The sequence below is a fragment of the Streptomyces cyanogenus genome (assembly GCF_017526105.1).
Lineage (GTDB): Bacteria > Actinomycetota > Actinomycetes > Streptomycetales > Streptomycetaceae > Streptomyces > Streptomyces cyanogenus.
The window spans coordinates 465,278-492,041 of sequence record NZ_CP071839.1 but is presented as its reverse complement, the minus strand read 5'-3'; the positions used below and the strand labels follow the sequence as shown (position 1 = coordinate 492,041).

At 71.3% G+C, this 26,764-nt stretch carries 19 protein-coding genes and 1 pseudogene; 10 read left to right on the top strand and 10 right to left on the bottom strand.

Annotated features, from left to right (window positions below):
- Window positions 1-74: 74 nt before the first annotated feature.
- On the top strand, window positions 75-1,121 hold the full coding sequence (locus S1361_RS02120; RefSeq protein WP_208030140.1) for a Glu/Leu/Phe/Val dehydrogenase family protein: 1,047 nt from the start codon (window positions 75-77) through the stop codon (window positions 1,119-1,121).
- A 46-nt stretch (window positions 1,122-1,167) separates the two neighbouring features.
- Here the strand turns inward: S1361_RS02120 and S1361_RS02115 are convergent, their stop codons facing one another.
- The 4 genes from S1361_RS02115 to S1361_RS02100 all read right to left on the bottom strand — a co-directional run bounded on the left by S1361_RS02115 (window position 1,168) and on the right by S1361_RS02100 (window position 9,216).
- Window positions 1,168-3,120 (bottom strand): glutamate--cysteine ligase, encoded by a 1,953-nt coding sequence (locus S1361_RS02115; RefSeq protein WP_208030139.1) that lies wholly within the window; start codon window positions 3,118-3,120, stop codon window positions 1,168-1,170.
- Window positions 3,121-3,151: 31 nt separating this feature from the next.
- Window positions 3,152-5,458, bottom strand: coding sequence for a Hint domain-containing protein (locus S1361_RS02110; protein ID WP_208030138.1), 2,307 nt, complete (start codon window positions 5,456-5,458; stop codon window positions 3,152-3,154).
- Window positions 5,459-5,529: 71 nt separating this feature from the next.
- Window positions 5,530-7,932: a phage tail family protein gene (locus S1361_RS02105; RefSeq protein WP_208030137.1), complete on the bottom strand. Its 2,403-nt coding sequence runs from the start codon at window positions 7,930-7,932 to the stop codon at window positions 5,530-5,532.
- A gap of 444 nt (window positions 7,933-8,376) precedes the next feature.
- Window positions 8,377-9,216 carry a LysR family transcriptional regulator gene (locus S1361_RS02100; protein ID WP_208030136.1) on the bottom strand — a complete coding sequence of 280 codons (840 nt, stop codon included), beginning with the start codon at window positions 9,214-9,216 and terminating at the stop codon, window positions 8,377-8,379.
- A gap of 105 nt (window positions 9,217-9,321) precedes the next feature.
- On the opposite strand from S1361_RS02100, the gene S1361_RS02095 reads away from it, so the two are divergent.
- Window positions 9,322-10,047, top strand: coding sequence for an SDR family oxidoreductase (locus S1361_RS02095; protein WP_208030135.1), 726 nt, complete (start codon window positions 9,322-9,324; stop codon window positions 10,045-10,047).
- A gap of 122 nt (window positions 10,048-10,169) precedes the next feature.
- Here S1361_RS02095 and S1361_RS02090 read toward each other — a convergent pair whose 3' ends face one another.
- Both S1361_RS02090 and S1361_RS02085 read right to left on the bottom strand, forming a co-directional pair.
- On the bottom strand, window positions 10,170-10,319 hold the full coding sequence (locus tag S1361_RS02090; RefSeq protein WP_208030134.1) for a hypothetical protein: 150 nt from the start codon (window positions 10,317-10,319) through the stop codon (window positions 10,170-10,172).
- A 221-nt stretch (window positions 10,320-10,540) separates the two neighbouring features.
- Window positions 10,541-11,095: a hypothetical protein gene (locus S1361_RS02085; RefSeq protein WP_208030133.1), complete on the bottom strand. Its 555-nt coding sequence runs from the start codon at window positions 11,093-11,095 to the stop codon at window positions 10,541-10,543.
- 380 nt (window positions 11,096-11,475) lie between these two features.
- Here S1361_RS02085 and S1361_RS02080 point away from each other — a divergent pair, with 380 nt between their 5' ends.
- Both S1361_RS02080 and S1361_RS02075 read left to right on the top strand, forming a co-directional pair.
- Window positions 11,476-14,271 (top strand): AfsR/SARP family transcriptional regulator, encoded by a 2,796-nt coding sequence (locus S1361_RS02080; protein WP_208030132.1) that lies wholly within the window; start codon window positions 11,476-11,478, stop codon window positions 14,269-14,271.
- A gap of 71 nt (window positions 14,272-14,342) precedes the next feature.
- Entirely contained in the window at window positions 14,343-15,266 is a 924-nt protein-coding gene (locus S1361_RS02075; RefSeq protein ID WP_208030131.1) for an aminoglycoside phosphotransferase family protein, read from the top strand.
- A 42-nt stretch (window positions 15,267-15,308) separates the two neighbouring features.
- On the opposite strand, the gene S1361_RS02070 is transcribed toward S1361_RS02075, so the two are convergent.
- Window positions 15,309-15,875 (bottom strand): TetR/AcrR family transcriptional regulator, encoded by a 567-nt coding sequence (locus tag S1361_RS02070; RefSeq protein WP_243769480.1) that lies wholly within the window; start codon window positions 15,873-15,875, stop codon window positions 15,309-15,311.
- 266 nt (window positions 15,876-16,141) lie between these two features.
- Here S1361_RS02070 and S1361_RS02065 point away from each other — a divergent pair, with 266 nt between their 5' ends.
- Genes S1361_RS02065 through S1361_RS02050 form a run of 4 tightly spaced genes read left to right on the top strand, consistent with a single transcriptional unit; the run spans window position 16,142 to window position 21,021 of the window.
- Window positions 16,142-16,723, top strand: a complete 582-nt coding sequence (locus tag S1361_RS02065; RefSeq protein ID WP_208030129.1) for a 2Fe-2S iron-sulfur cluster-binding protein — start codon at window positions 16,142-16,144, stop codon at window positions 16,721-16,723.
- On the top strand, window positions 16,720-17,712 hold the full coding sequence (locus S1361_RS02060; protein WP_208030128.1) for an FAD binding domain-containing protein: 993 nt from the start codon (window positions 16,720-16,722) through the stop codon (window positions 17,710-17,712). Before S1361_RS02065 ends, S1361_RS02060 begins: the two co-directional genes overlap by 4 nt.
- A complete protein-coding gene (locus tag S1361_RS02055; RefSeq protein WP_208030127.1) occupies window positions 17,709-19,847 on the top strand; it encodes a xanthine dehydrogenase family protein molybdopterin-binding subunit in 2,139 nt (712 codons plus the stop codon). Before S1361_RS02060 ends, S1361_RS02055 begins: the two co-directional genes overlap by 4 nt.
- Window positions 19,840-21,021, top strand: coding sequence for an XdhC family protein (locus tag S1361_RS02050; RefSeq protein WP_208030126.1), 1,182 nt, complete (start codon window positions 19,840-19,842; stop codon window positions 21,019-21,021). Before S1361_RS02055 ends, S1361_RS02050 begins: the two co-directional genes overlap by 8 nt.
- Before the next feature lie 58 nt (window positions 21,022-21,079).
- Here the strand turns inward: S1361_RS02050 and S1361_RS02045 are convergent, their stop codons facing one another.
- Window positions 21,080-23,140 (bottom strand): galactose-binding domain-containing protein, encoded by a 2,061-nt coding sequence (locus tag S1361_RS02045; protein ID WP_208036399.1) that lies wholly within the window; start codon window positions 23,138-23,140, stop codon window positions 21,080-21,082.
- A gap of 284 nt (window positions 23,141-23,424) precedes the next feature.
- Here S1361_RS02045 and msrA point away from each other — a divergent pair, with 284 nt between their 5' ends.
- Window positions 23,425-23,946, top strand: coding sequence for a peptide-methionine (S)-S-oxide reductase MsrA (msrA, locus tag S1361_RS02040; protein ID WP_208030125.1), 522 nt, complete (start codon window positions 23,425-23,427; stop codon window positions 23,944-23,946).
- A gap of 24 nt (window positions 23,947-23,970) precedes the next feature.
- Here msrA and S1361_RS02035 read toward each other — a convergent pair.
- Together S1361_RS02035 and S1361_RS02030 are read right to left on the bottom strand one after the other, a co-directional pair.
- A pseudogene (locus S1361_RS02035) lies at window positions 23,971-25,043 on the bottom strand (fatty acid desaturase family protein).
- Between the two features lie 169 nt (window positions 25,044-25,212).
- Window positions 25,213-25,812 (bottom strand): TetR/AcrR family transcriptional regulator, encoded by a 600-nt coding sequence (locus S1361_RS02030; RefSeq protein ID WP_208030124.1) that lies wholly within the window; start codon window positions 25,810-25,812, stop codon window positions 25,213-25,215.
- A gap of 120 nt (window positions 25,813-25,932) precedes the next feature.
- Here S1361_RS02030 and S1361_RS02025 point away from each other — a divergent pair, with 120 nt between their 5' ends.
- A complete protein-coding gene (locus S1361_RS02025) occupies window positions 25,933-26,724 on the top strand; it encodes an SDR family NAD(P)-dependent oxidoreductase (protein ID WP_208030123.1) in 792 nt (263 codons plus the stop codon).
- The last annotated feature ends 40 nt before the right edge of the window (window positions 26,725-26,764 follow it).

The window sequence follows — 26,764 nt, the reverse complement described above, 5'->3', positions numbered from 1 at the left end:
CGCAAAGCCCATATGGAAGTCCATTCGTGCAGGCTGGGCGCGTCCAGCTGAACGAATGAAGGGAGAACCCTCTCATGTTCGAGCACGAGCAGGTCGTGATCCGCTCCGGCCGGCGTTCCCGGCTGCCGGTGATCGTGGCCGTCCACTCCACGGCACTCGGCCCGGCGGCAGGCGGCCTGCGCCTGTGGCACTACCCGGACTGGCGGGACGGCGTCACCGACGCTCTTCGCCTGTCGGCGGCCATGACCGCGAAGTTCGCCGTGGCCGGACTGCCCAGCGGCGGCGGGAAGACGGTCGTGGCCCTGCCGGAAGGCACGGTGCTCGATCCGGAGCGGCGCCGTGACGTGCTCCAGGACGTGGCCGACACCATCGAGTCGCTGGGCGGTACGTACTCCACCGGGCCGGACGTCGGGACCGGCCCGGAGGACATGGCCCTGATCGGAACGATCACCTCCCACGTGTTCTGCCGGCCCGCCCACCTGGGCGGCAGCGGCGACTCCTCCCCGCATACGGCGCAGGGCACGCTCGCCGCGCTACGGGCCGTCAGCCGGCGGCTGTACGGCACGGCACGTCTGGACGGGCGCCGGCTGGCCGTGGTCGGACTGGGCAGGGTCGGCGCCGGCCTCGCCCGGCTGCTCGCGGCCGAGGGCGCCGCCCTGACGGTCACCGACACCGACCCGGACAAGCGGAAGATCGGCGACGAACTCGGCGCCGTCTGGTGCTCACCCGACGAGATCCTCGCCGCGGACGTGGACATCGTGGTCCCCGCGGCCCTCGGCTCCTGCCTCACCGCGCACACCGTGGCGCAGTTGCGCTGCCGAGCCGTCGTCGGACCGGCCAACAACCAGCTCGCCACACCGGATGTCGCCGACCTGCTGCACCGGCGCGGCATCCTCTGGGTGCCGGACTACGTCGCGAGCGCCGGAGGGGTCGTCCACGCCGTCAGCACCGAACTCCACCACCTCGCACCCGACGAGGTGCGCGCCCGCGTCGACGCCATCGAGCACACCGTCACCGGTCTGCTGGACACCGCCGAGTCCCGCGGCCGGACACCGGCACAGGCGGCGACCGAGCTGGCCCGGCGCCGCCTGCGTGCCACCGCAGGCCCTGCGGGCACGTGAACAGAGACGAAGCCGGGTGCCGCCGCCGACCGCCGCGACCGCCGGATCACGCGGGCGGGACGGCGAGTTCGTCCACCACGGCCTGGAGGCGGCCCCCGTGCTGCTCCGCGACAAGCCGCTGTCGTACGGAGCCGGTGCCCCGGTGCTGCACCTCGCTCAGCCAGTCGCCGACCCACCGGTCGTCGCCGTAGCGGCCGAGGTACGACTCGACCCGTTTCCAGAGTTCCTCCACCAGCCGGCCGACGGCGGTGGGGGCGCAGTCGCGGGAGTGCGTGGCGGGCAGGGTGCCGTTCGCCCCGTACCGGGCGGCCTGCCAGCACGCCGCCCGCAGCAGCAGGTCGGGGACGTCGGGAGCGGGTTCACCGGTGCGGACCGCGTCCACGGCGCAGCTGACGAGGGCGCGGACCAGCAGCGCGTAGGCCGTCGTGGCCGCGGGGTCGGGCAGCACGTCCGCGACCCGGACCTCCACGGTGGGAAGGTGCGGCGAGGGCCGCACGTGCCAGTAGACCATCGCCGGGTCCATCGCCGCTCCGGAGGCGACGAGGTGGCCGACGACCTGGTCGAAGTGGGCCGCGCCCCGCAGGCGGGGCGGAGGTCCCGCCAGCGGCCAGCGGCCCCAGACCATGGAGCGCCAGCTCGCGTACCCGGTGTCCGTGCCGTCGCTGTACGGGGAGTTGCCGGTGAGGGCCAGCAGCAGGGGCATCCAGCCCCGCAGATGGTTGACCGCCCGCACGGCCTCCTCCCGGTCGGCGACCCCGACGTGCACGTGGCAGGCGTTCACCCCCTGGTCCTGGACGAGCGGCCCGAAGCGGCGCACGAACGCGCGGTAGCGTGCCTTGTCCGCGACGGGCGGCGGCCCGGGCCTGCCGAGGATCGCGCTGCCACTGGGCACGAGGAGACAGTCGTACTCCGCGGCGGCCCTGGCCGCTCCGCCGCGCAGCCGGACGATCTCCGCCACCAGGTCCTCGGCGGTGCGGCACACCCCGCTGACGGTCTCCACCTGGGCCTGGGAGACCTCCGCCGTGGCGTGCGGCGCGCCGAGGCGGGCGCGGGCGGCGCCGACCACGGACGGGGCCCGGAACACGGCGGCCCTGCTGTGCCGGTCGGCCAGCACGAACTCCTCCTCCACGCCGACCGTCGGCGGTGCGGTCATCTCCGCCGAGGACGCGGACGTACCGGCGGCGGCGGGGGTCACGGCATCAAGCGGCTCCGGCACGACCAGCCCTTCCGGAAGACACGGGACGCACTGCTGTCGAGCTCGCAGACATGGGCCACTCCCTGTCGCGCAGCGGGTGGGAGCACACATGCTCGTCCCGGCGCCGAGCACGCGGCAAGCGGCTGCCCGGTCACCATCAGGGCCTGCGGGCCGCCACCGCCCGGTGCGTCCCCGGCGGCACTGCGGCACCGGGAAGGCGCAGGTCCGGCAGCGATTCGCGTACGGTGCGGGCCGGCGGGCCGCCGCGCCACATGGACGTACCGCAACGCACGCGGCCTGAGGGCTCTGCACCGGGTGGCCGAACTCCGATGTGACCCGGGAACATCCCGGCGTCCCGTGCCTCTGCGAGGACGTGCTCGGGACGAGACGCGCACAGGCCCCCGAACCGTGCCACCCGGACGCGGGCGTGGTGTAGTCGGTGTCGACGAAGGCCCAACGGGCGGTGCCTGAGCGGTCGATGACGTAGATGGCGGGGAGGGGCAGCGTGCGCGGGTGGCCGTCGTTGACGCGCTGGAGGCCGAAGCCGGGCCTGTCGTGGACGGCGGCGAGGTCGTCGGGGAGGTCGAAGGCGAGGCCGTACTGCTTGGCGACGTCGGAGCCGATGTCGCTGAGGACGGCGAAGGCGAGGGCGTGCTTCTCGGCGAGGGTGAGGGACTCGTCGGGGATCTGCGGGGAGACGGCGACGAGCCGGGCTCCCCGGGCGGTGATGCCGCAGTGGTGCACGGCCGACCAGGAGTCGTCGTCCGAGTGCCGCCGGCTCCGCGGCAGGCAGGAGTCACCCACGGCCGGCCTGTCGCGGTCATCGACGGCAGGGTCAGTACTGCGGTGACCGCTCACGGTTGCGGTGGATCTCCCGCAACCCCGACAGGGTCGGTTCGACCATGGCGACACCGAGGGCGTTGGCGTATGCCTCGATCGCGTCCTCGGTCCACAGGCCGCTGTTGCCGAGCTCCTGGGAGGCGGCGTCCTGGCCCAGCCGTCGGGTGTCGAAGCGGATGGCGCCCACCACCGTCCCGGACGAGTCGCGCAGCTGAGCCGACCGGAACGTGTGTGCGGCATCACCCAACGAGTCGGGTACGTGGGCGAACAACGTCGGTACGGTGGCGCCGTCCATGCTGACGGCGAAAGACAGGTCTTCGGGCCTGTCCGTACCGGTCACGTCCAGGTGGACGAGCTGGTCGAAGTAGTGGTGGAAGCGGGTGTTGCCCCGGCCGCGGCGGTCCCACATGCGGATGCTCTGGGCCGAGTTCCGTCCCCTCGCCGTGATGGCCAGCTCGATCGTGGCATCGGCACGGACGGGATTGCCGGGTGTCAGGGCGATGTCGAATACCGTGAGCGCGAGCGTCTCACCCCCGAGCAGCATGCAGGTCCGCCAGCCGAGCGCGACGACCGACGCCAGCCACTGGCCGGCCGACGCCAGCAGTCCGTCGAACAGGCTTGCCATCACCGCAGCGGTCTCCGGCGTGGTGTCGGCGAGACCGCGGTAGAGACGGTCGATGCGCTCGTCGAGCGAGTCGGGGGGCTCCGGGGCACCGAAGGAGGACGTCGTGGCGAGTGCCTGCATCAGGGCGCCATGGAAGATGCCGGGGCCGAACCGGCTGACTCCGTCGTTGATCCATGACGGCCACCCCGACTTGTCCGGCCCACCGGACGAGACCAGTCCCTCCATGAGCGCGACCACCGTCGTAGCCGCCGCACCCGCCTCGTCGAGAATCGGATACTCGGGTGACACCAGAAAGAATCTCTCGCCGTCGCCCGCCCAGAATTCCTGCCGTGCCCCGGATCGGGTGGCCAGTCGCAGGTCGTACAGATGGCTGTCCTCACCGGGCTCGGGCACGGGTTCCACCCCGGACACCGTCACGGTGACCGGATCCTGTCTCGGACCCGGGCCGCGGCACAACACCAGACTTCCGGTCTCCAGGATGCCGATGCCGTCCTCACTGAGCGTCGGGACCTGCCATGCGAGGGCTTCCGGCTCCACCGCCAACACTTTCGGGAGAAAGCCGAGGGGTTTCACCGGTGCCGCGTTCAGAAACGGATGGGTGGTGGTGAACACGGGGCTGCCGCCGCCCGTCAGCCGGTAGAGCGGACGACCGGAGCGCAGGGGCCGGGCAACGTACGCCACTGTGGAGACGCCGTCCCGGGTCAGTACGGTGTCTCCGCGCTTCACCTCCCGCAACGGGACGGCGCGACCGGCTTCGTTCAGCACCTGGGTGTCGCCGGTGAAGCAGGAGCCTCCCGGCGGTCGGCGGTAGCGCGTACCTGGCTGACTGTTCGCGGTGAACTCGTAGCAATTGCCGTTGGGCATCGAGGCGGACATGCCGTTGCCCGTCGGGATGTACGTCGTCTGAGCGATCGGGCCCGCGCACTCGTTCCGGATGTCGGAAAGATCGATGTTCGGCTTGTCCCGCAGTTCTTCCGCATACGTGCGCCAGCCTTGCCGGTTGACCGTGGCGGGAATCGGCAGCCCCGCGGCCGCGAGCTCGTCGATCAGTGTGTCCACCTCGGCGTCCGACGCGCCCAGGGCGATGTACTTGGCGTACTGGTTGAACATCTCCCAGTCCGGGCTGGTCCACATACCCGCCTGGTACCACAGCTGCCGGTTGAGTACGTTGCTCAGCAGCGAGTCGTGGAACTGCTGCTTGGCGGTGTCGGGGTTCACCTGTTGCAGCAGGGTGGTGAGGGGGTTGTACGCGGCCGCCAGGACCTTCGCATACGCGCGCGAGGATCGTGCGCGCAAGTCGGCGTTGAAGGACGAGACATCGCCGTTGATCTTGTCGGTCAGCATCTGGCCGCGGATGTCGCTGCCCAACTCCGCGATGGCCTGGCACAGTACCGCCACCGAGAAATCACTCCACCACGACGGGCTCAGGCCCGTGTCGGCCACCAGCGACAGCAGCGAGTCGGGCTGCCAATTGGGGAAGAACACACTCCGGAACGCCGGGCCGGTACCGAACATCTGCGAGTAGTTCCCGGGCAGAGCGCTCTGTGTCTTGTTGACGTAGAGGGTGTGCAGACGCCGACCGGCGCTGTAGTCAGGCATCAGGTTGACGATGGATTCGATGACCGGGTCGACGGCTCCGGACAGTGTGACGGGCGGAGGTGATACGGCGATGAACATCAGGTGGCTCTCCCTGTGCTTCCTGTCCGACAGCGGGGTCGAGCCGGCCGGAGCCGGCTCGACCGGTACGCTCAGCCCGCCGTGGCGAAGCCCTTGGCCACCATGGGACCGTCCACGAACTCCGTGATCGGATCCGGCGCCGGCTGCGGCGGATCGATCAGGTTCCAGATGAACTGGACAAGCGTGATGATGATGCCGACGACGGCCAGTGCCAGACCAGCAGGCCCTGCCCAGGCGAAGCTCATCAGCTCGAAACCGATCAGGGCGACGGTCAGCAGACCGACGAAGGCGTTCAGCGCTTCGAACACGACGTTCCGTATGTCGCCCGACTGGATGGCGTCATACAGCATGAACGCCGACAGCACCAGGCCGCAGACGGCCATGGCGGGGCCGATGCGCCGGGTCATGAACTCCGCCGAGTTCTCGCCGAAGATGGCCACGAAGGCCTTGCCGACCGGCCCTTCGGGCACGATCTTTCCACCCTCCTTGAACCAGGTGGCGAGGTCACCGGCGAAGGTGCGGAACGCGCCACCGTGACCGCCCAGGGAGAAGTTCTCCAGAAAGCGGCCCACGCCCAGGGACATCATCTTCTCGATGCCCTTCACGAGGATCGCCATGGCGAGGACGCCCAGGTTGACCTCTGTCGTGATCTGTTTGGGCGTCTGCGGGCTCTTGCTGTCCTGGGCGATCGTGTAGATGAGGTAGCCCGCCGTCGCGCCGTAGAACATCATGCTCAGCAGGCCGCCGACCTTTCCCTTGGTCGTCAGGTCACTCCACGCTTCGTACTGGGCTCCCTGGAGCTGCTGGCCGATGAGGGCCTGCGCCTGGGGATCCTGTGCGAGCTGCTGCAGCGGCTTGTTCAGCTGGTAGGCGCTCATCGCCGCAGCGATGCCGTCCACCAGGAGGGCGATCTGGTCGGCGGTGGTGACCAGGGTGCTCATGAGCTCCTGGTTCTCCTTGGCAGCCTGCTGCTGGACCTCGTCCATGATCGTCGGGTCGACCTTGCCCGCGATGGCGTTCTCGATCAGCGCCTGGAGATACGGTTTGAGGTCGTCCGACCACCGGGACTTCGAGTAGGTCACCCCGAGCAGCGCCGCGTAGGCGATGGTCATGAAGCGTTGGCCGTAGTCCTTGTCCGGCGCGAGAACCTGGAGCTTGACGTACCACTCGTACATGCGGGACTTGACGTTGTCGAACTCCTTGCTCGCGACCTGGATCTGCCAGGTGAGCAGATTGGCGTCGTCGGACAGCCAGTTGAAGTAGTCCAGGGCCCATTTCTCGGGGTCGTCCTGCAGATACGCCTGCATCTGCGGGACTCCGTCGCGATAGCCCTGGATGTACAGGGCGTTGCTCGCCTCCTGGTACGCCAGGCCGGCCGTCTGGCTCTTGCCCATGTCCTGCCAGACGGTCTGCATGGTCTGGGGCTGGATCCTCTTGATCAGATCCCTGTACTGCGGGTTGGTGCCCAGGTTGTCGTAGAGCATCTGGCCCGTTCCGAGGACGGCATAGTCCTTGAAGTACTGCGTGGAGTCGGAGAACACCTGCTGTACACCGGGAGGCAGATAGTAGGCGTGGCCGTAGATACCGTCGATCCACTTCTGATCCAGGGCGTTGACCAGGCACTTGTTGAAGTAGCCGCCGCAGGTGGTCTGGGCGAAGTCGACCGTGAACTGCTTACCCTTGTCATCGGTGACGACCTGGATCGACGAGATGTTGTCCAGGTCCTGCAATGACATCGTGGTCGAGGGCGTGGCTTCGGCGAAGGCCGACGGGCGGCTCTCGTGAGCGGCGCGGAACACGGCGGCGCGGGGCTCGGGCAGCTCCGGTGCCGTGGCGCCGCGCCAGTCGTAGTCGTTGCCGTCGTCATCGGTCAGGGTGCCGGTGAACGTCTGGGAGCCCGAGACCAGGACGATGCTGAACGCGTTCTGACGGAAGGGCGGCTGGAACTGCGCGACCATCTCCAGCCAGGTTTCACCCTTGGCGCGATCGACCTTGGTCACGCGCGTGCGATCGCTGACGTTCTCGGAACCGAGCAGGTAGGTGATCTTGAGTTCGCCGCTCACCCATTCGGACTTGATGGTGAAGTCCTCCCAGGGGAGGAACGGTGCCGCCGGGTCGGACTTGAGGTGTCGCTGTGTGCGGTACACCTGCTCCAACGCCGTACCACGCAGGGCCTGAGGCTTCCCGCCGCCCGTGGACATCGTGCCGACGAACGCGTTCCCGCACTCCGTCAGGTTGAGCCGCGCCCGGAACGTGGGATCGCCGGCTTTGCCCCGTATCAGCAGCGCGTGGTTGGGGCCGTGGTAATCCACCGTGTGGATGTGGTTCCCGTCATGGGTGATCATGTCCCGCATCACGGCGAGTCGGCCGTGGGGCACCCACTCGTCACCGTCGTACACCTCGGTGTCGTAGATGCGGCCATGAGCGACGCGGCAGTCACTCAGGTCGTAGGTTATGGGGCGACTGAAGAGCATGGCTAACCGCCTTGGTGGTCGTCAGCAGCGCCAGGAGCGCGCGGATCGTACCGGCGCAAGCGCAGCTCAGCCCGCGAGAGGACCGTGCACCGACGCACTTGGCCAACAGGTACTTGCGTCCAGTTTTGGGCGACAGCAGCCGGCCGGACAAAAGGTAGGCGCCCACTCGGGTGAACACCTGGAGTCGGTACTTCGACAAGACCGCTCAGCGACACTGCGCCGAGCGCGCCTCCGGCAGTCCCGATCCCGTTCGTTGCGGCGAGCGAGGCAGCGCGCTCGAACTCGACGCGGGCCCCAGCCGTGCGTCCCCCGGCGGGCCAGCAGGTCGCCGCGGATGCTGGGCAGCAAGTGTCCGGCGAGGTAGATGGTGCGGTCTTGTCATATCGGGTCGCCAGGCCCCGCCATTGCATGAGCTTGACGATCCGATGATCCGAAGGAACCGGCCTAGAGGCATGTCGCGGTGCGGACCAGGTCGGCGACGGCTTTGGATCTGCTGTGCGCTGGCCAGGCGATGACGGTGGTGACGGTCGGTGCGTCCGGCACCGGCACCGTCGCATGATCGTCGCGCAGGTGGGCTCGGAGGGACTCGGGCACGACCGCGCAGGCCCGTCCGAGCGCGATCAGCTGGAACAGCTGGGTGTGGTCGCGTACCTGCGGGCCAGGTCCGTCCGGATAGCCCCCGCCCCGTCGAGGCCAGCGCGGCAGGGGCAGGTCCGCCAGGGTGGTGACCTCGGCTATCGACATATGGGGTCGGTTGGCCAAGGGGTGGCCCGCGGGCAGGACCACGACCTGCTGTTCGGTGTGCAGGTCCTCGGTGTCGAGTCCGGCCGTCGTGTCGAAGGGCCGGTGGAGCAGAGCAACGTCGGCACGCCCGTCGCGCAGCAGCCCTTCCTGTTCGCCGGGCCCGCACAGCATCACCTCGACGGCGACCGCGCCGGGCTCGGCGGCGTAGGCGTCCAGCAGCTTCGACAACAGTTCGCTGGACGCTCCGGCTTTCGTGGCCAGCACCACACCGGGCGATTCGGCAGCTGCGCGGCGGGTGCGGCGCTCGGCGGCTTCGACCGCGTCGAGTGCGGCCCGGGCCTCCCACAGAAGCACCGACCCGGCCTCGGTCAAGGCGACCGCGCGAGCAGTGCGGTGCAGCAGAACCACTCCGAGCCGCCGCTCGAGCTGTTGGATCGCCCGCGACAGCGGTGGTTGCGTCATGGCGAGCCGCTGCGCCGCCCGCCCGAAGTGCAACTCCTCCGCGACGGCGACGAAGTATCGCAACTCTCGCGTCTCCACCGCGTCATCGTATCCGGCGCTCACCACGACCGATATCCGTGCGGTATCGCCGCCCACCCAGTCGGTCTTGGACGTCCCAACCGACTCCGCACCACGATCGATGACATGAGTGAACAGACGATCGCGCTGGTGACCGGTGCGAACAAAGGAATCGGATACGAGATCGCGGCGGGCCTGGGCGCCCTCGGCTGGCGAATCGGCGTGGGCGCTCGGGATCAACAGCGCCGCGACACCGCGGTGGAGAAGCTGCGCGCAGCCGGGACCGACGCGTTCGGCGTTCCGCTCGACGTGACAGACGACGCGAGTGTGGCCGCCGCGGCCGAGCTGATCGCCGACCGCGTCGGAGGGCTCGACGTCCTGGTCAACAACGCCGCGATCACCGGTGGTATGCCACAGATGCCCACCACGGTCGATCCCGCGACCGTACGAGTCGTCGTGGAAACCAACGTGATCGGGGTCATTCGCGTCACCAACGCGATGCTGCCCATGCTGCGCGGCTCGGCATCGCCACGAATCGTGAACATGTCCAGCAGTGTCGGCTCGCTCACCCTGCAGACCACGCCTGGCATCGACATGGGCCCGATTCCCGCTGCGTACTTGGCGTCCAAGACCTTCCTCAACGCGGTCACCGTCCAATATGCCAAGGAACTGAGGGACACCAACATCCTGATCAACTCCGGCTGTCCCGGCTTCACCGCCACCGACCTCAACGGCTTCCAGGGCGTCCGCACTCCCCACCAGGGCGCGGCGATCGCGATTCGTCTCGCGACCCTGCCCGACGACGGACCGACCGGCGGATTCTTCGACGACGCTGGAACAGTGCCCTGGTGACAGTCTCACCGGCTCCTGGTAGTCCAGTTTGAGGTCTGCTGCTTGTGAGGCTGGAGGGGCCGGCGAGACGTGGCGGCCACCACAGATCATTGCGAGGCCGCCACCGGCGATCTCCGCGTAGTTCAGCTGGGCACGAAGCCCACACAGCGCGGTCCTGCCTCGTTGGCGATGGGCGCCGTGACCCGGTGCCCGTGCCCGGCCGCGCCCTTACGGCTGCCGCGCAGGGCCACGGAACGGCCGTCAGTGGCGAGCCTGCTGTGGCTCCCGGTCACGTAGCGGCCGGTCAGGTCACCGAGGAGAATGAGATCAGCCGCGGCTGGGTCTGCTGTGGCATGTTGGGTCGTCTCGCGAAGACATGGACGCCACCGGGGCCCGCTGAAATCACGGGTGGTGTCACCGACCTCCGACCTCAGATCGCCTCTGGGAACCTGGCGCACGGTCACGCGCGCCCGTGGGCCTCTGCCGCCGGGCCGGTCGGAGACCTCCCGTGCTCTCATGCCGCGCGGGAGACCGGCGTACCGGCGTGGCCGAGGTCCGGGGTGTCGGTGGTCACCGCCGGCGTGCCCGACGCGTCGCGGGCGACCTGGAGCAGGGACGGGAACCCCGTGACGGAGAAGGCCAGGGACACAGGTCCGCCGCGCTCCTCGACGACCACCTGTGCCACCGGGGCGAGTTGCGCGGCGTACGCGGCCGTCTCGTGCTCGTCGCCCACCACGACCGCCAGCGCCTGCCGGTGACCGCCCGGGAGGGTGCGGGCGTGCTCCAGGAACTTCGGCAGCGTCTCCCGGCACCTCGTGCACTGGGGTGTGAAGAAGGCGACGGCCGTGCCGTCCAGGAGCTGTTCCCGGGCGAGTGGTACGCCGTCGGTGGTGACGGTCCGGAACGGATGCACCCGTCGGCCCTCGGTGGGGGAGGACGCCGGACCCCGGCCGACGCGGGGGAGTTTCGCGGAGTGCTCCACGAGCCGTTTGATGACGTCCACCGCGACGACCAGTTCCAGCGCGCAGAGCACCCCCACCAGCGCGACCAGTACGAAGGGGACGGGCATTTCGCCTCCGAGCGTCGTATGGGACGGAACAGTTCGGCAAGGTCGTCACCGACCACGGCCGGCGCTCCGGAGCACGCAGCCGAACCGAAGCACCGGCAGACGGCCCGCCGGCGCGCCGCGCGGGCGTGCGCCGGACCGACGGTGGAGACCGCCAGGGGGTCGCGGCGCAGGCGGCGACCCGGGGATGAAGCGTTCCAGCGGCCTGCTTCGCGGCTCTTCGATCGTCTTGAACGTGTCGGACTCCTTTTCCGGGTCCCGCTCCTGGCACTTCGGCCGTTGAGATACTGATGCGTGCCTTTTGGGCGAACCTTGGAAGGTCCTGGAATGCGCAGGCCGGCCCGCTGTTCCGTCGCCCGGCCTCCGACGCGAGGGGGAAGAGGATGTCCGTGGACTTCGTTCTGCTCGGCGGCATCGAGGCACGCGTGGGCGGAACTCCGGTGGACCTGGGCCATGTCCGCCAGCGGTCGGTGCTCGCCGGGCTGCTGGTCGACGCGAACACCCAGGTGCCGACCGCCAGGCTCGTGGACCGGGTCTGGGGGGACCGGCCACCGCAGCGGGCCCAGGCCACCCTCTACAGCTATGTGTCCCGCCTGCGCCACGCCCTGGCCACGGCCACCGGGGACGTGCGCATCACCCGGCGGACCGGGTCCTACGTCCTCACCGTCGACCCGTCCGCCGTGGACCTGCACCGCTTTCGAGACCTCGTCGGACAGGCCCGCACCGCCGCCGGCGCCCGCGCCGCGGAGCTGTTCGCCGAGGCGCTCGCACTGTGGCGCGGCGAGGCCTTCGGAGACCTCGACGCTCCCTGGTTCAACGAACAGCGCACGTCATGGCACCGGGAGCGGCTCGCGGCCGAACTCGACCTGTACGACCTGCTGTTACGACTGGGCCGGCATGCCGAGCTGCTCGCGGAACTGCCCGCACGCGCCGAGCAGCACCCGCTGGACGAGCGTCTGGCCGGACAGCTCATGCTGGCCCTGTACCGCAGCGGCCGCCGCTCGGACGCCCTGGCCCACTACCGGCAGGTGCACCGCCGGTTGTCGGAGGAACTCGGCACCGACCCCGGCCCGGAGCTGCAACGCCTGCACCAGCAGATCCTCGCCTCGGACACCCTGACGGCCCGCTCCGCCCCGGAGCCCGGCCCGGCCCCGGTGCCACGCCAACTGCCGTCCCCGCCCGGCCCGTTCACCGGCCGCACCGGTGAGCTCGCGGAACTCGACAAGATGCTCGACGCGGGCGGTGCTCCGGGCGGCACCGTGGTGATCTCGACGATCGGCGGCATAGGCGGCATCGGCAAGACCTGGCTCGCCGTGCACTGGGCCCACCACAACGCGGCGGCGTTTCCCGACGGTCAGCTCTACGCCGACCTGCGCGGCTTCTCCCCGACGGCGGAGCCCGCCTCCGCGGCCGAGGTGGTGCAGGGCTTCCTCCACGCCCTCGGGCTGGCGTCCACGGAGATACCGGCCGACCTGCCGGGCCGGGCGGCGGTCTACCGGAGCCTGGTCGCGGGCCGGCGCATGCTGATCGTCCTGGACGACGCCCGCGACGCCGAGCAGGTCCTGCCCCTGTTGCCGGGGTCTCCGTCCTGCACGGTCCTGATCACCAGCCGTCGCCGGCTCGCCGGGCTGGTCACCGCACACGGGGCCCGCCCGCTCGCCCTGGACGTGGTGTCCGAGGCGGAGGCCCGGGACATGCTGGTACGGCGCCTGGGTGCCGAACGGGTCGCGAAGGAGCCCAAGGCGGCGGCCACCCTCCTGGACTGCTGCGCGGGCCTGCCCCTGGCCCTCAGCATCGTGGCGGCCCGGGCCGGCACGCATCCCGACTTCCCGCTGGCCGCGCTCGCCGACGAACTCCGTGACAGGTCCGCCCGGCTGGACGCCCTCGGCACCGACGACCCCATAGCCGACCTGCGCGCCGTGCTCTCCTCCTCCTACGACGCCCTCGACCCGGCGACGGCACGGGTCTTCGGCCTGCTCGGCCAGGCACCCGGCCCGGACATCGGCCTGCCCGCGGCCGCGGCCCTGACCGCGCTGCCCGTTCCCGAACTCCGCTCGCGGCTGCGCCAGTTGGAAGGAGCCCATCTGATCCGGCAGACCCGCCCGGGCCGCTACCGGATGCACGACCTGGTCCGGCTCTACGCGGCGGAGCGCGCGACCCAGGACCAGCACGGTGAGGCCCTGGACGCCGCGCTGCGCGGGCTGGTGGACTTCTACGCCGACACGGCACACGACGGCGACCGGTTGCTGTCACCACTGCGCACCCCGTTCGGACCGGACCGGCCGGACGTCACCCGAGGCGCCCTTCCGCTGCGGGACATCGACACCGCGATGTCCTGGTTCGAGGCCGAACACCTCTGCCTGCTCGACACGCACCGCTTCGCCATGGCCCGCGGACACCATCGGCAGGCCTGGCAGCTGGCCTGGTCCCTGGACACCTTCCACTGGCGGCAGGGCAACCTGGACGACCGCACCGCCATGCTGCGGGCCACGCTCGCCGCCGGCGAGAGGATCGGAGACCGGACGCAGCAGGCATCGGCCCACCGGCTCCTCGGCCGCGCGTACGTGACCCAGGGCCACCACGCCACGGCCCTGGAGCACCTCCGGGCGGCCCTCGCCCTGTTCGAGGAAGCCGGCGACGCGGCGGGCACGGCGCAGACCCATCTCAACCTCGCCCTCGCCTGGGAGAAACAGGGCGACGACCGGCAGGCGCTGGCGCACGCCCTCCAGAACCTGCGCATCCGCAGGACACTCGACAGCCCGCCCCGGGAAGCCGAGGCACTCAACGCGGTGGGCTGGTACCACGCCCGCCTGGGCCACCACCCGCAGTCCCGGCGCCACTGTGAGGAGGCGCTCGCCCTGTGCCGTCGCCACGCGTTCCGCGAGGGGGAGGCCTTCACCCTGGACAGCCTCGGCTACCTCGCCCACCGCACCGGCGAACACGCCCTCGCCCTCGCGTACTACGGTCAGGCCCTGACCCTGCGCCGGGAACTCGGCGACGCCTTCGAGGAAGCGGACACCCTGGCGAAGCTCGGGGACGTCCACGACGCCCTGGGCCGGCCCGCCCGGGCCCGGGAGGCATGGCGACAGGCCCGCTCCCTCTACCTCGCCCAGCGGCGGCTCGGGCCGGCCGCCCAGGTCGAGCAGAAGCTGGCGCGCAGCGGCGTACCGGAGGATTGAGCCCGTTCGGCCCCGGCCGGGGCGGTGAATTCCCGTTGCCTTCCGGTAGCCGGTGGCCTACGGTCCCGATCATGCTGCCTCCGGTGGAAATGGACGAAGAGTGGGCCACGGTCGTCCCCGACGAGGCGGTGATGCGCCCGGGGGTGGAGCACCTCTGCGCACGTCTCGGGCTCGCCGGCGCATCCCTGACCCGCTTCACGGAGGGCTCCCAGCCGGTCTACGCGGTGGGCGACGAGCACGTGCTCAAGCTGTTCCCCGCTGCCGCCGACCGTGACGGTGTCACCGAGGGCAGCGTCCTCGCCCACATCCAGGGACGACTGCCCGTACCGACACCGCGGGTGCGTGACTTCGGCCCGTACGAGAACGGGTGGCAGTACGTCCTGATGTCCCGGCTCCCCGGCGAGAACCTGGCCCATGCCTGGGACCTGGTGCCGCGCGGCCACCGCGAACGGCTCGTCACCGAGATCGGGGAAACCCTGGCGGTGCTGCACTCCCTCGACCCCGGCCCCCTCGCGGACGTCGTCGGCCCCGGCGACTGGGGCGCGTTCCTGGACCGCCGGGCCGCCGGTGCCGTGGCACAGCAGCGGGCCCGCGGACTGCCGGCCGCCTGGCTGGAGCAGCTCCCGGACTTCCTCGCCTCGGTCCCGCTGCCGCGCGCCCCGCACCCCGCCCTGCTGCACACCGAGGTCATGCGGCAGCACTTCCTGGTCGACCCCGACGGGTGGCGGCTGACCGGCTTCTTCGACTTCGAACCGGCGATGATCGGCGACCGCGCCTACGACTTCGTGGGCGTCGGCCTCTTCGTCACCCGCGGCGACCCGCACCTGCTGACCCGTCTCACCGGGGCCTACGGCCAGACCTTCGAACCGTCCGCACTGCTCGCGTACACCCTGCTCCACGTGTACAGCGACCTGCCCTGGTACCTGCGGGAACTGGGCGCACCGAGCGACGGGACGCTGTTGTCGCTGGCGGAGGCGTGGTTCGGGACGGCGTGACGTACGTCCGGCGCACCGGCTCGGGACCGGTGGCGCGGCGCTTCACCCGCGCTGCGCCCCCGTGCGCAGTCCGTCCATGACCAGGTCGAGGAGGCGGGCGGCGCGGGGGCGCCAGTCGTCGCTCGGGGCGAGCTGCCACAGGCCCGCTATGGCGAGGAGGAAGTCGTCGGCGGTGACCCCGGGCCGTATGGTGCCGGCTTCGTCGTTGGCGCGGAGCAGGAGTTCCGCCGCGCGGGCCACCGGCGTGGGGGACGGCTTCGCGGGGCCGCCGGGCGCACCGGTGACCTGCCGGATCGCGTCGGCCAGTCCCGCCTTGGTCATGGCGAACTCGGAGAGCCGGTCCATCCAGGCGCGCAGAGCCTCGTCGGGCGCCCGGGTGGCGAGGAGGTGGTCCGCGCTGTCGGCGACCTGCTGCATCTCGTGGCGGTAGATCTCCAGCACGAGTGACTCGCGGTTGGGGAAGTTGCGGTAGAAGGTGCCCTGTCCCACCCCGGCCTTCTTGGCGATCACGCTGAGGGGGGTGTCCGCGCAGCGCGACAGCTCGGTGACGGCCACTTCCAGGATGCGCTCGCGGTTGCGCTGTGCGTCGGAGCGCCGGGGTGAGTCCATCTGCTGCGGCACTCGTCCTCCTCGGGGCAGGCCAAGCCGTGCCCTTGCTAAGCGGACAGTTGTCCGTTAAGTTTCCAGGTAGCGGACAGCTGTCCGGTCACGTCCACCATAGCCGCGGACGCGCCCCTTCGGCAGTCGCCAGCTGCACGGTTCGGCCCCGCATCCCGCACCTTCGCTTCGCCCCCTGCGCCCACCGGCCCGCACGGCACACCTGACCGTGCCGCCCGCCGGCCCCTTCAGTCCTGGAAATGCGAAAGAAGCAGCCCATGGCCTCATCGGCTTCCAGCGTCATCACATTGAAGATCAACGGCGAGAAGTACACACTGCCCGTCGATCACCGCACCACCCTGCTCGACGCACTGCGCGAGCGCCTCGATCTGACCGGCACCAAAAAGGGCTGTGACCAGGGGCAGTGCGGGGCCTGTACGGTCCTGCTCGACGGGCGCCGGGCCGTCGCCTGCCTGCAACTGGCCGTGGCCGCCGAGGGCCGGGAGATCACCACCATCGAGGGCGTGGCCGACGGTGAGCGGCTGCACCCCGTACAACAGGCCTTCCTCGATCTGGACGGGTTCCAGTGCGGCTACTGCACCCCGGGCCAGATCTGCTCGGCGATCGGTGTCATCGAGGAGCACGCGGCGGGCTGGCCGAGCGCCGTCACCGCGGACGTCCGCCCCGAAGCGGGGCCGCCGCCCCTGACCGCCGAGGAGATCCGGGAACGGATGAGCGGCAATCTGTGCCGCTGCGGCGCGTACGTCTCCATCGTGGAGGCGGTGGCCCGCGCGGCGGAAGCCCCCCGGGACGAGCAACGCGTGAACACCGCCTCGGACGCGAAGGAGGCCGTGGCATGAGGGAGTTCGACTACCAACGGGCACCCGACGTCGCCGGTGCCGTGGCACTGCTCGGCGCCGACCCGGACAGCCGCTTCCTCGGCGGCGGCACCAATCTCGTCGACCTCATGAAAACCGGTGTCGAGCGACCCGCACGGCTCATCGACATCCGTGAACTCCCGCTGGACGACGTCGAGTCGACGCCCGACGGCGGTCTGCGCATCGGCGCCACCGTCACCAACGGCGACCTGGCCGCCCACCCCGAGGTCCGGCGCCGCTACCCGGCGCTCGCCCAGGCGGTACTGGCCGGCGCCTCGGGGCAGCTGCACAACATGGCCACGGTCGGCGGGAACCTGCTGCAGCGCACCCGCTGCGGCTACTTCACCGACGTCAGCCAGCCCTGCAACAAGCGTGTGCCCGGCAGCGGTTGCCCGGCCGTCCGGGGCGAACACCACAACCACGCGATCCTGGGCGCATCCGACCACTGTGTGGCCGTCCACCCCTCGGACATGGCCGTGGCCCTGACCGCGTTCGACGCCGTGCTCCACTTCGAAACGGCAGACGGCCCCGGGGAGTTGCCGCTCGCCGACTTCTACCTGCCCGTCGGGGACAGCCCGCACCGGGAGACCGCCCTGCTGCCGGGCGCACTGATCACCGGCGTCACGCTGCCGCCCGCCCCGGTCGCCGCCCTCTCCCGGTACCGCAAGGTGCGCGAGCGCGCCTCCTACGCCTTCGCCATCGGCTCCCTCGCCGCGGCGCTCGACGTCCGCGACGGCGTCGTCCGGGACGCGCGCCTGGCCTTCGGGGCCGTCGCCTCCCGCCCGTGGCGGGCCTCCGCGGCCGAGCGGATCCTTATCGGCGCGGCTGCCGGCCCCGAGACCTACGCCGCCGCGGCGGACGCCGAACTGGCGGCGGCGCGGCCGCTCCCGCACAACGGCTACAAGGTGGACCTGCTGCGCAACCTCGTGGTGGCCGTCCTGTCCGAACTCGCCGAGGAGGCCGCACGATGACCGCCGTCACCACCGCAACCACCGCCCACACGCCCGCCGTCGGCACCGGCCACACCCGCGTCGAGGGCCGCGACAAGGTCACCGGAGCGGCCCGCTACGCGGCAGAGGTGCCCTTCGCCGGCCTCGCCCATGGCTGGCTGGTGCTCTCCACGGTCGCCCGCGGCCGCATCCTCGCGCTCGACACCGACCCGGTCCTCGCCATGCCGGGCGTCCTCGCGGTCCTGGACCACCGCAACGCGCCCCGCCTCAACACCGACTACACCGGCCTGTTGGGCAGCCGGCCCGACCCGACCTGCGCCGTCTTCCAGCACGACCGGGTGCCGCACCTGGGCTGGCCGGTGGCCATGGTGGTCGCGGAGACCTCCGAGCAGGCCAGGGAGGCCGCCGAGGCGCTCGTCGTGCGGTACGACCAGGAGCCGCACGACATCGAGCTCACGGGGGAGCACCCCGACGCCTACCCGGTGGACGGCCATATGCCGGCGGTGACCGGGAAGGGCGACCTGGACGCCCGGCTGGCCTCCTCGGCCGTCGTGGTGGACGCCGAGTACACCACCCCCGAAGAGCACCACAACCCGATGGAACCCCATGCGGCGACCGCCCGCTGGGACGGCGGACGGCTCGAGGTGATCGACTCCAACCAGGGCGTCACCTGGGTCGTCGGCGAACTCGCCAACCTCTTCTCGCTCGATCCGGCCTCCGTGCGCGTACGCTCCGAACACGTCGGCGGCGGCTTCGGCAGCAAGGGCGTCCGCCCCCACCAGGTGGCCGCCGTCATGGCCGCGACCCTGCTGCAACGGCCCGTACGGGTCGTGCTGACCCGGCGCCAGATGTTCTCGCTGGCCGGCTACCGCAGCCCCACCACCCAGCGGGTCCGGCTCGGCGCCGACGCCGACGGACGCCTGCGCGCGCTGGAGCACCGCTCCGTCAGCCTGACCTCCACCGTGCACGAGTTCGTCGAACCGAGCGCCGGGGTGGCCCGGGTGATGTACGACGCCGACGCCCACCACACCGCCAACCGCGTCGTCCGGCTCGACGTGCCGACCCCCACGTGGATGCGCGCACCCGGCGAGGCACCCGGGTCGTTCGCGCTGGAGGCGGCGCTCGACGAGCTCGCCGAGAAGTGCGGGATCGACCCGATCGAGCTGCGTCTGCGCAACGAACCCGACCGGGGCCCGGTGTCGGGCCTGCCGTTCGCCGGCCGCAATCTGACCGCCTGCTTCCGGGAGGGCGCCCGCAGGTTCGGCTGGGCGGACCGGGACCGGCGCCCCGGGCGGCGCCGGGACGGCCGCTGGCTGCTCGGCACCGGCACGGCGGCGGCCTCCTTCCCGTCGGGAGCCGCGCCCTCGACGGCGACCGCGACCGCGCATCCGGACGGCACCTTCACCGTCCGGATCTCCGCGGCCGACATCGGCACCGGGGCCCGTACCGCGCTCTCCCTGGTCGCGGCGGACGCGCTCCAGGTGCCCCCGGAGCGGGTCCGGGTGCGCATCGGCGACAGCGACTTCGGCCCGGCGATGATCGCCGGCGGTTCCATGGGCACCCGCTCCTGGTCCTGGGCCGTCAAGGCGGCGGCCGGCGAACTGCGCGAGCGGCTGGCCCCGGGCGCCGGCATCCCGGCGGAGGGCATCACCGTCCGGTCGGACACCACCGAGGCCATCGGCTCCCTCACCCCCGCCGAACGGCACTCCTTCGGGGCGCAGTTCGCCGAGGTCGCCGTGGATGTTGCCACCGGCGAGGTGCGCGTGCGGCGCATGCTGGGCATCTTCGCGGCGGGCCGCATCGTCAACCCGCTCACCGCACGCAACCAGTTCCTGGGCGGCATGATCTGGGGCATCTCCATGGCCCTGCACGAGGAGGCCGTCCGCGACCGTGCCTCCGGCGGCCCCGTCGGCGCCGACCTCGCGGGCTACCATGTGGCCACCCACGCCGACGTACCGCGCATCGAGGCCGACTGGATCGACGACACGGACCCCGACGACCCGGTGGGGATCAAGGGCATCGGCGAGATCGGCATCGTCGGCGCCGCGGCGGCCATCGCCAACGCGGTCTGGCACGCAACCGGCGTACGCCACCGCAGCCTGCCCATCCGGCCGGACCGCGTCCTGTCGGCCGCCGCGGGGGCGCCGGATGCTTGACCTGGCGGGCGAACTGCACCAATGGATCGCGGAGCGCCGGGAGTTCGCCGTCGCCACCGTGGTGAGCGTGGGCGGCAGCGCACCGCGCGGCCCCGGTGCCGCCCTCGCCGTCGACAGCGAGGGCACCGCCATCGGCTCGGTCTCCGGCGGCTGCGTCGAGGGTGCGGTGTACGACCTGTGCCGTGAGGCGCTGCGGACCGGAGAGACCGTGCTGGAACGGTTCGGCTACAGCGACGAGGACGCCTTCGCCGTGGGACTGACCTGCGGTGGGACGCTCGATGTGCTGATCACGCCGGTGGGCGCGCAGGCGCCCGCCCGCACCGCCCTGGGACCAGCGCTGTCGGCCGCTGCCCGGGGCGAGCCGGCGGCCCTCGCCCGGGTCGCCCGCGGCCCTGCCGAACTCCTCGGGCGGGCCCTGCTGGTCCGGCCCGACGGCACCTCGGAGGGCGGTCTCGGTGGCGACCCGGAGCTGGACCGGGTGGCGGCGGCCCAGGCCCGGGCCCTGCTGGAGGCGGGCCGCACCGGCACGGTGGACCTCTCCGCGAGCGAAGCGAGACGGGGGTCCCCCCGGACGGAGTCCGGGGGAGGCTCGCACTGCCCCGGCGGCCTGACACTGCTGGTCGAGTCGAACGGGCCGCCCCCGCGCATGATCGTCTTCGGCGCCGTCGACTTCGCGTCGGCGCTGGCCCGGGCCGGCAAGTTCCTCGGCTACCACGTGACCGTCTGCGACGCCCGCCCCGTCTTCGCCACCCGCGACCGCTTCCCGGACGCCGACGAGGTCGTCGTCGACTGGCCGCACCGCTATCTGCGGCGCACCGCGACCGACGCCCGTACGGTCCTGTGCGTGCTCACCCACGACGCGAAGTTCGACGTACCCCTGCTGAAGGAGGCCCTGCGGATGCCGGTGGCGTTCGTCGGCGCGATGGGCTCACGCCGTACCCATGAGGACCGCGATCGCCGCCTGCGGTCGGAAGGCGTCACCGAACGCGAGCTGTCCCGGCTCCGCTCGCCCATCGGCCTCGACCTCGGCGCCCGCACCCCGGAGGAGACCGCCCTGTCGATCGTCGCGGAGATCGTCGCCGACAGGCGGGGCGGGACGGGCGCCCCCCTGACCGGTGGAAAAACGCCGATCCACCACGAGAACGCAGAAGGCGGAAGACCGGCGGTCGCTTGAGGGCAGGCCGGCACGGATGCCACAGGTTCGGGCCCGGCGGCACCGCCGGGCCCGTCTCTCAACTGCTGTGCACGCCGACCTCGCGCAGCGAGTAGCCCCACCCGGTGCCGCGCTCCGTGCCCGTGACGCGGACGTAGCGCGCCGGTGTCCCGGTGAACCGCGCGGTGTCGAGGCCGCCGTCGCCCGTGGTGGTCGACCAGACCGTCTGCCAGTCCGCGCCGTCCGTCGACAACTGGATGCTGTACGTCTTCCCGTACGCCCGCTCCCAGTCGAGCGTGACCCGCCCGACCCGGTGGGTGGAGCCCAGGTCGATCCGCAGCCACTGGTCGTCGCGCCACTCGCTGGCCCAGCGAGTGGACCGGTCGCCGTCGACGGCGCGGCTCGGCGCGTAGCTGGTGAACGGGTTCCACCACTCGGTGGAACTCGCCGTGGCCGGCGCGCCCTCGGCGAGGTCGACGCCCGCCTGGTGCCGCTCGGTCGCCCCCCAGGTGCGCAGGTAGGACTCGGCCCCCCGGAAGAGGTCGTCGACCACGCCCCCGCCGCCGACACGCCGTATGTCCTCGATCCAGTCCGGGACCAGGCCGTAGTGCGCGGCTCCGTCGGTGTTCAGGTCCCAGGTGCGCTCGCCCGTGGTCTGCCGGTCGATGAGGGAGCCGCCGTCGACGCTGCGGAAGGGGTAGATGACCTTGTTCGGGGCGTCCGCGCCCCGGGGGCCCGGCCAGCCGCCGACACCGTTCATGTCCGTGCCGTAGCCGTACCCGACGTCGTACTTGTCCCGCAGCGCCTTGGTGCGGTCGGCCTCGGCCACGAAGCCCTCGGAGCCGTGCATGTACTGGGCGGCGAAGCCGCCGAGGCCGTAGAGCCGCTCGGTCCAGTTCAGGTCCATCCAGCTGTGCGAGGAGATGACACCGGGGTAGGAGTCGGCCTCGAAGATGTCGAGCGCACGGCCCACGGCCTTGACGCTCATGTGGTCGATCTCCAGCATCATCTTGCGTTTCATCATGCCCCGCACGGCGTACTCACCCAGGTCGGTCAGCCCACGGACGTTGCACTGCGCGCCCGAGTCGTACGAGGGCACGGCCACTCCCGCCGGGAGTTTCGCCTCCGCCCCGGGCGCCGCGGCCGAGCCGATGGGGTTGTCGTGCTGCGGGCCCGTGCACTTCTCCGTCTTCCAGAAGGTGCCGGTGGACAGGAACTGCCCGACGTTGATGGCCGTTCCGAGCGTGCCCGAGTCGAAACGGACGCCGCACAGCGCGTTGTCGAACTTGTGGCACAGGAACATGCTGCGCACGCCCAGCGCGTACAGCTCGTCCAGGCCGGCGTCGATGTCCTTCCTGTCGCACTGCGGGACGTCCAGGATCTGCTTGCATCCGAAGGGCTCGCTGGTCTCCACGCCCAGGACGACCGCCAGCTTGCCCTGCTGGATGACGTCGCGGGCCTGGGCGCTGTCGGTGACGATCCGGAACCAGCCCTTGCCCGGGCCGCCGTACATCCTGTCGACGTAGGCCTGGAGGTCGTAGGTCAGCTTCGCCTGCAGCCGGATGGACGTCATCTCGTCGCAGCTGCGGTCCTTGAAGAAGTAGACCGAGCAGATCACCCCGTTGGTGACGAGGTCGTTGACGAGCACCCGCTGGCCGCCGCGCCAGGCCCGCTCCACCCAGGCGTAGTAGTTCTGCTGGTGGGTGAGGGAGTCGTGCGCGGGCCAGTCCTTGAAGGTGGGCCAGCCGACCGGGTCGTGTCTGCCGTCGCCGCCCTTGGTGATGAAGTCGAAGACGGCCAGCGAGCCGTCGGGGTAGTGCTCGGGGCAGTCCTTGAGCGCGTCGGCGATCCCGGCCTCGGAGAAGACCTTGCCGCAGATGAGGCGCCCGCCGAAGGCCTCGTTGGCGAACAGGTGGTCGTGGGCGTCGACGAACCCGCGCACCCGGCCCTGGGCGTCGGTGCCGGTGAACGGCTCGCCGGTGACGCCGATCCGTGCGTCCGGCGTGGGCCGTGCGCCCGGGACCCACCAGTCGTTCCCGGCCGCCGAACTCGGAGTGGGACCGAGTACGACGGCCAGGACGAGGAGGAGCAGCGACACTGCGGTGACGTTTTTGCGTCGGCGGTACGGGTGGCTGGTCATGGCCACGGCCCACGTCCCTCGGTCGGCGGGACGCGCGGTCGACCGGCGAGGTGATCGGGGGCCCGAGGAACGCGCGCTACCGCTTTGTCATGTCTACGCAAACTGTGCGCCATGAGGATCGCCAGTGCCGCCTGCCGAGTCAAGGCTTCGGCGCCGGGGATACCCGCGGACCTGCTCCCAGGGCCGCTCGATGCTTACTCGGGCGTAGTAATAAGCTGGGTGGACGTGAGATCCGTACGTCGACGACCGCGCCGGACAGCGGCTCGAGGGTGAGGGAGCGACCGATGACATCGGAAACCGAGCGGGCCGTACTGGCGGGCGGTTGTTTCTGGGGCATGCAGGACCTGATCCGCAAGCAGCCGGGCGTGGTGTCCACCCGCGTCGGCTACAGCGGCGGTGACACGCCGAACGCGACCTACCGCAACCACGGCGACCACGCCGAGGCCATCGAGATCCTCTTCGATCCGAAGGTCACGAGCTACCGCGACATCCTGGAGTTCTTCTTCCAGATCCACGACCCGACCACCAGGGACCGGCAGGGCAACGACATCGGGCGCAGCTACCGGTCGGCCATCTTCTACACCGACGAGGAACAGCACCGCGTCGCCCTGGACACCATCGCGGACGTCGAGGCGAGCGGCCTGTGGCCGGGCAAGGTGGTCACCGAGGTCGAGCCCGTGGGCGACTTCTGGGAGGCCGAGCCCGAGCACCAGGACTATCTGGAGCGCTACCCGAACGGCTACACCTGCCACTTCCCGCGACCGAACTGGAAGCTGCCGCGCCGGGCCGCGTCCTCGGCCGGCTGAAGCACCGGCCGCGCCGCTGTCCGCTCACGCCCTGCGCCGCCGCCTGATCGGCTCGCCCACGCGGTGCAGGTGCGTGAGCGCCTCCCGGTACGACCGGACCAGTCCCGTCTCGTGGTACGGCACCCCGATCTCGGCGCAGTACCGCCGCACGATCAGCCGGGCCCGGCGCAGGTGGACCGTCGGCATGCCCGGGAACAGGTGGTGCTCGATCTGGTGGTTGAGCCCGCCCAGCATCACGTCGGTCAGCAGCCCGCCGCGCACGTTGCGGGACGTCAGGACCTGGCGCCGCAGGAAGTCGAGCTGCTGGTCACCGGTGAGCGTCGGCATGCCCTTGTGGTTGGGGGCGAACGTGCAGCCCAGGTAGAGGCCGAACAGGCACTGGTTCACGGCGAGGAACGCCACCGCCCTGCCCGGGGAGAGCACCAGGAACAGGGCCGAGAGCAGAGCGGTCATGTGCGCCAGGAGCAGCGCGCCCTCCAGCACCCGGTTCTTCATGAACGGTGAGCGCAGCGCCCGCACGCTCGCGACGTGCAGGTTGAAGCCCTCCAGGGCCAGCAACGGGAAGAACAGCACCGCCTGGTGCCCGCCGAGGAGGCGGGCCAGGCCCCGGCTGGCGCGGGCCTGCTCGGCGGACCACACCAGGATGTCCGGGGCGACATCGGGGTCCAGTTCCTCGTGGTTGGGATGGGCGTGGTGGCGGGTGTGCTTGTTCATCCACCAGCCGTAGCTCATGCCGACGCCCAGATTGCCGAACAGCCGTCCGGCGAACTCGCTGTACCGGCGCCGCCGGAAGACCTGCCGGTGCGCCAGATCGTGTGCCACGAGGGCGACCTGACCGAACACCAGGGCAAGGAAGGCGGCCACGGCCAGCTGCCACCAGGTGTCGCCGAGAAAGAAGAAGCCCGCCCAGCCGCCGGCGAACGACCCGACGACGAGACCGAGCCGCACCGTGTAGTAGCCCGGGCGCCGCTTCAGCAGGCCGCCTCGGCGATCCGCCGGGAGAGCCGGGCGAAGTCGCTGCCGGCACCGGGTCGCGACGTGCCCGCGTCGACGACGGCACGGGGGCTTACGGGGGAGGCATCCGGAGAGATCGTCATGCCGAGAATTCTCAGGACGCCGTACGTCCCCAAGAAGCCTGCCTGCCACCGTACGCACAGGAGGCCCGCCCCCACCGGCCGCCGGGGGTTTTCCCCCGGGCGAAGTCACCCTCGGGCGGTGACGGCCGCGCGGGTCGCGGCAGGGGTCTCCCGTCGACGGCCGGCGTTCTCACGCCGGCAGGTCCTGCCCGGCCTGCTCGGCGGCGGCGCCGCGTGCGAGCAGCAGGAGGGCGTCGACCAGGTCCTCCGCCGGGCTCCCGGTGGCCAGACGACGCAGTTGCAGACCCATCACCACGGCGACCGTGGTGGCCGCCAGACGTTCCGCGCCCGGGACGCCCAGAGCGGTGAGGATCCGGGTGGCGAGCCGGTCGTAGGCCCGGAACGCCTCGGCCGCCGCCTCCCGCAGCCGCTCGTCGCGCCCCGCGTGCAGGTACAGCTCGAACGGGGCGAGATGGGCACTGTCCAGCGCCGTGCCGCACGCCACCTGGCCGGCCAGGGACGCGGCCTCCTCCACGCCGATGCCATCGGTCCCGCACTGGTCGGCCAGCTCGGTGAAGTGCCGGGCCTCCTCGCGCACGAAGTGCAGCAGACTCTCGCGCAGCAGCTCGTGCTGGGTCTCGAAGTGGTACGTCACCGAGCCGAGCGACACTCCGGCTTCCCGGGCGATGCGGCGGTTGGTGACCGCGGCGACCCCGTCATCGCCGATGATCCGCAGGACGGCGGAGACGATGCGCTGGCGGGTGGAGGCGGAGGGGGTGGCGTTCGGCATGCCATGCATTGTTCCACCAGCGGTCTTCCGGCCAGGACCGCACGTTCGCCGCCGTCGCGGTGGACAGCACGGCCTGCCATCCCTACTGTTCGTTCGAACGAACAACGTGGGAGGGTAGTCGTGCACATAGCCGGGGCAACTGTTCTGCTCACCGGAGTCACGGGTGGTATCGGCGGCGCGATCGCCGCGGAGCTGTCCGCACGCGGTGCGCATCTCGTCCTCACCGGCCGGCGGAAGGAGGCGCTGGAACCCCTCGCCGACCGCTACGGTGCCCGGACGGTCCTCGCCGATCTCGCCGACGCCGAGGACGTCGGGCGACTCGCCGAGGAAGCCGCCGGTACGGACATCCTCATCGCCAACGCGGCGCTGCCCTCCAGTGGCGACCTGCTCGACTACACGCCGGCGCAGATCGACCGGGCCCTCGCGGTCAACCTGCGCGCCCCCGCGATGCTCGCGCGGCTGCTCGCACCCGGGATGGTGGCCCGTGGACGCGGCCACATCTGCTTCGTCGGCTCCCTGTCGGGCATGGCCGCCACCAAGTCGTCGTCCCTGTACAACGCGACGAAGTTCGGGCTCCGCGGCCTCTCCCTGGCCCTCCGCCAGGATCTGCACGGCACCGGCGTCGGTGTGTCCATCGTGCAGCCCGGATTCGTACGCGACCTCGGGATGTTCGCCGACACCGGTTCACCCACGCCCGGCGGCGTCCGCACGGTCGCGCCGCACCAGGTCGTCAGAGGCGTCACACGGGCGATCGAACGCAACGCCGCCGAGATCAACGTCGCCCCGCTCGAACTGCGGTTCCTGACCAAGATCGCGTCACAGTTCCCGGGCTTCGCCGAGCGGGTGCAGCGGCGCGTGGGCGCGGAGAAGACCCTGGACGCGATCGTGACGGCACAGCGGACGAGCCGCTGACCGACGGCCCATGCGAGGCCCGGGCGGCCCCAGCCGGATG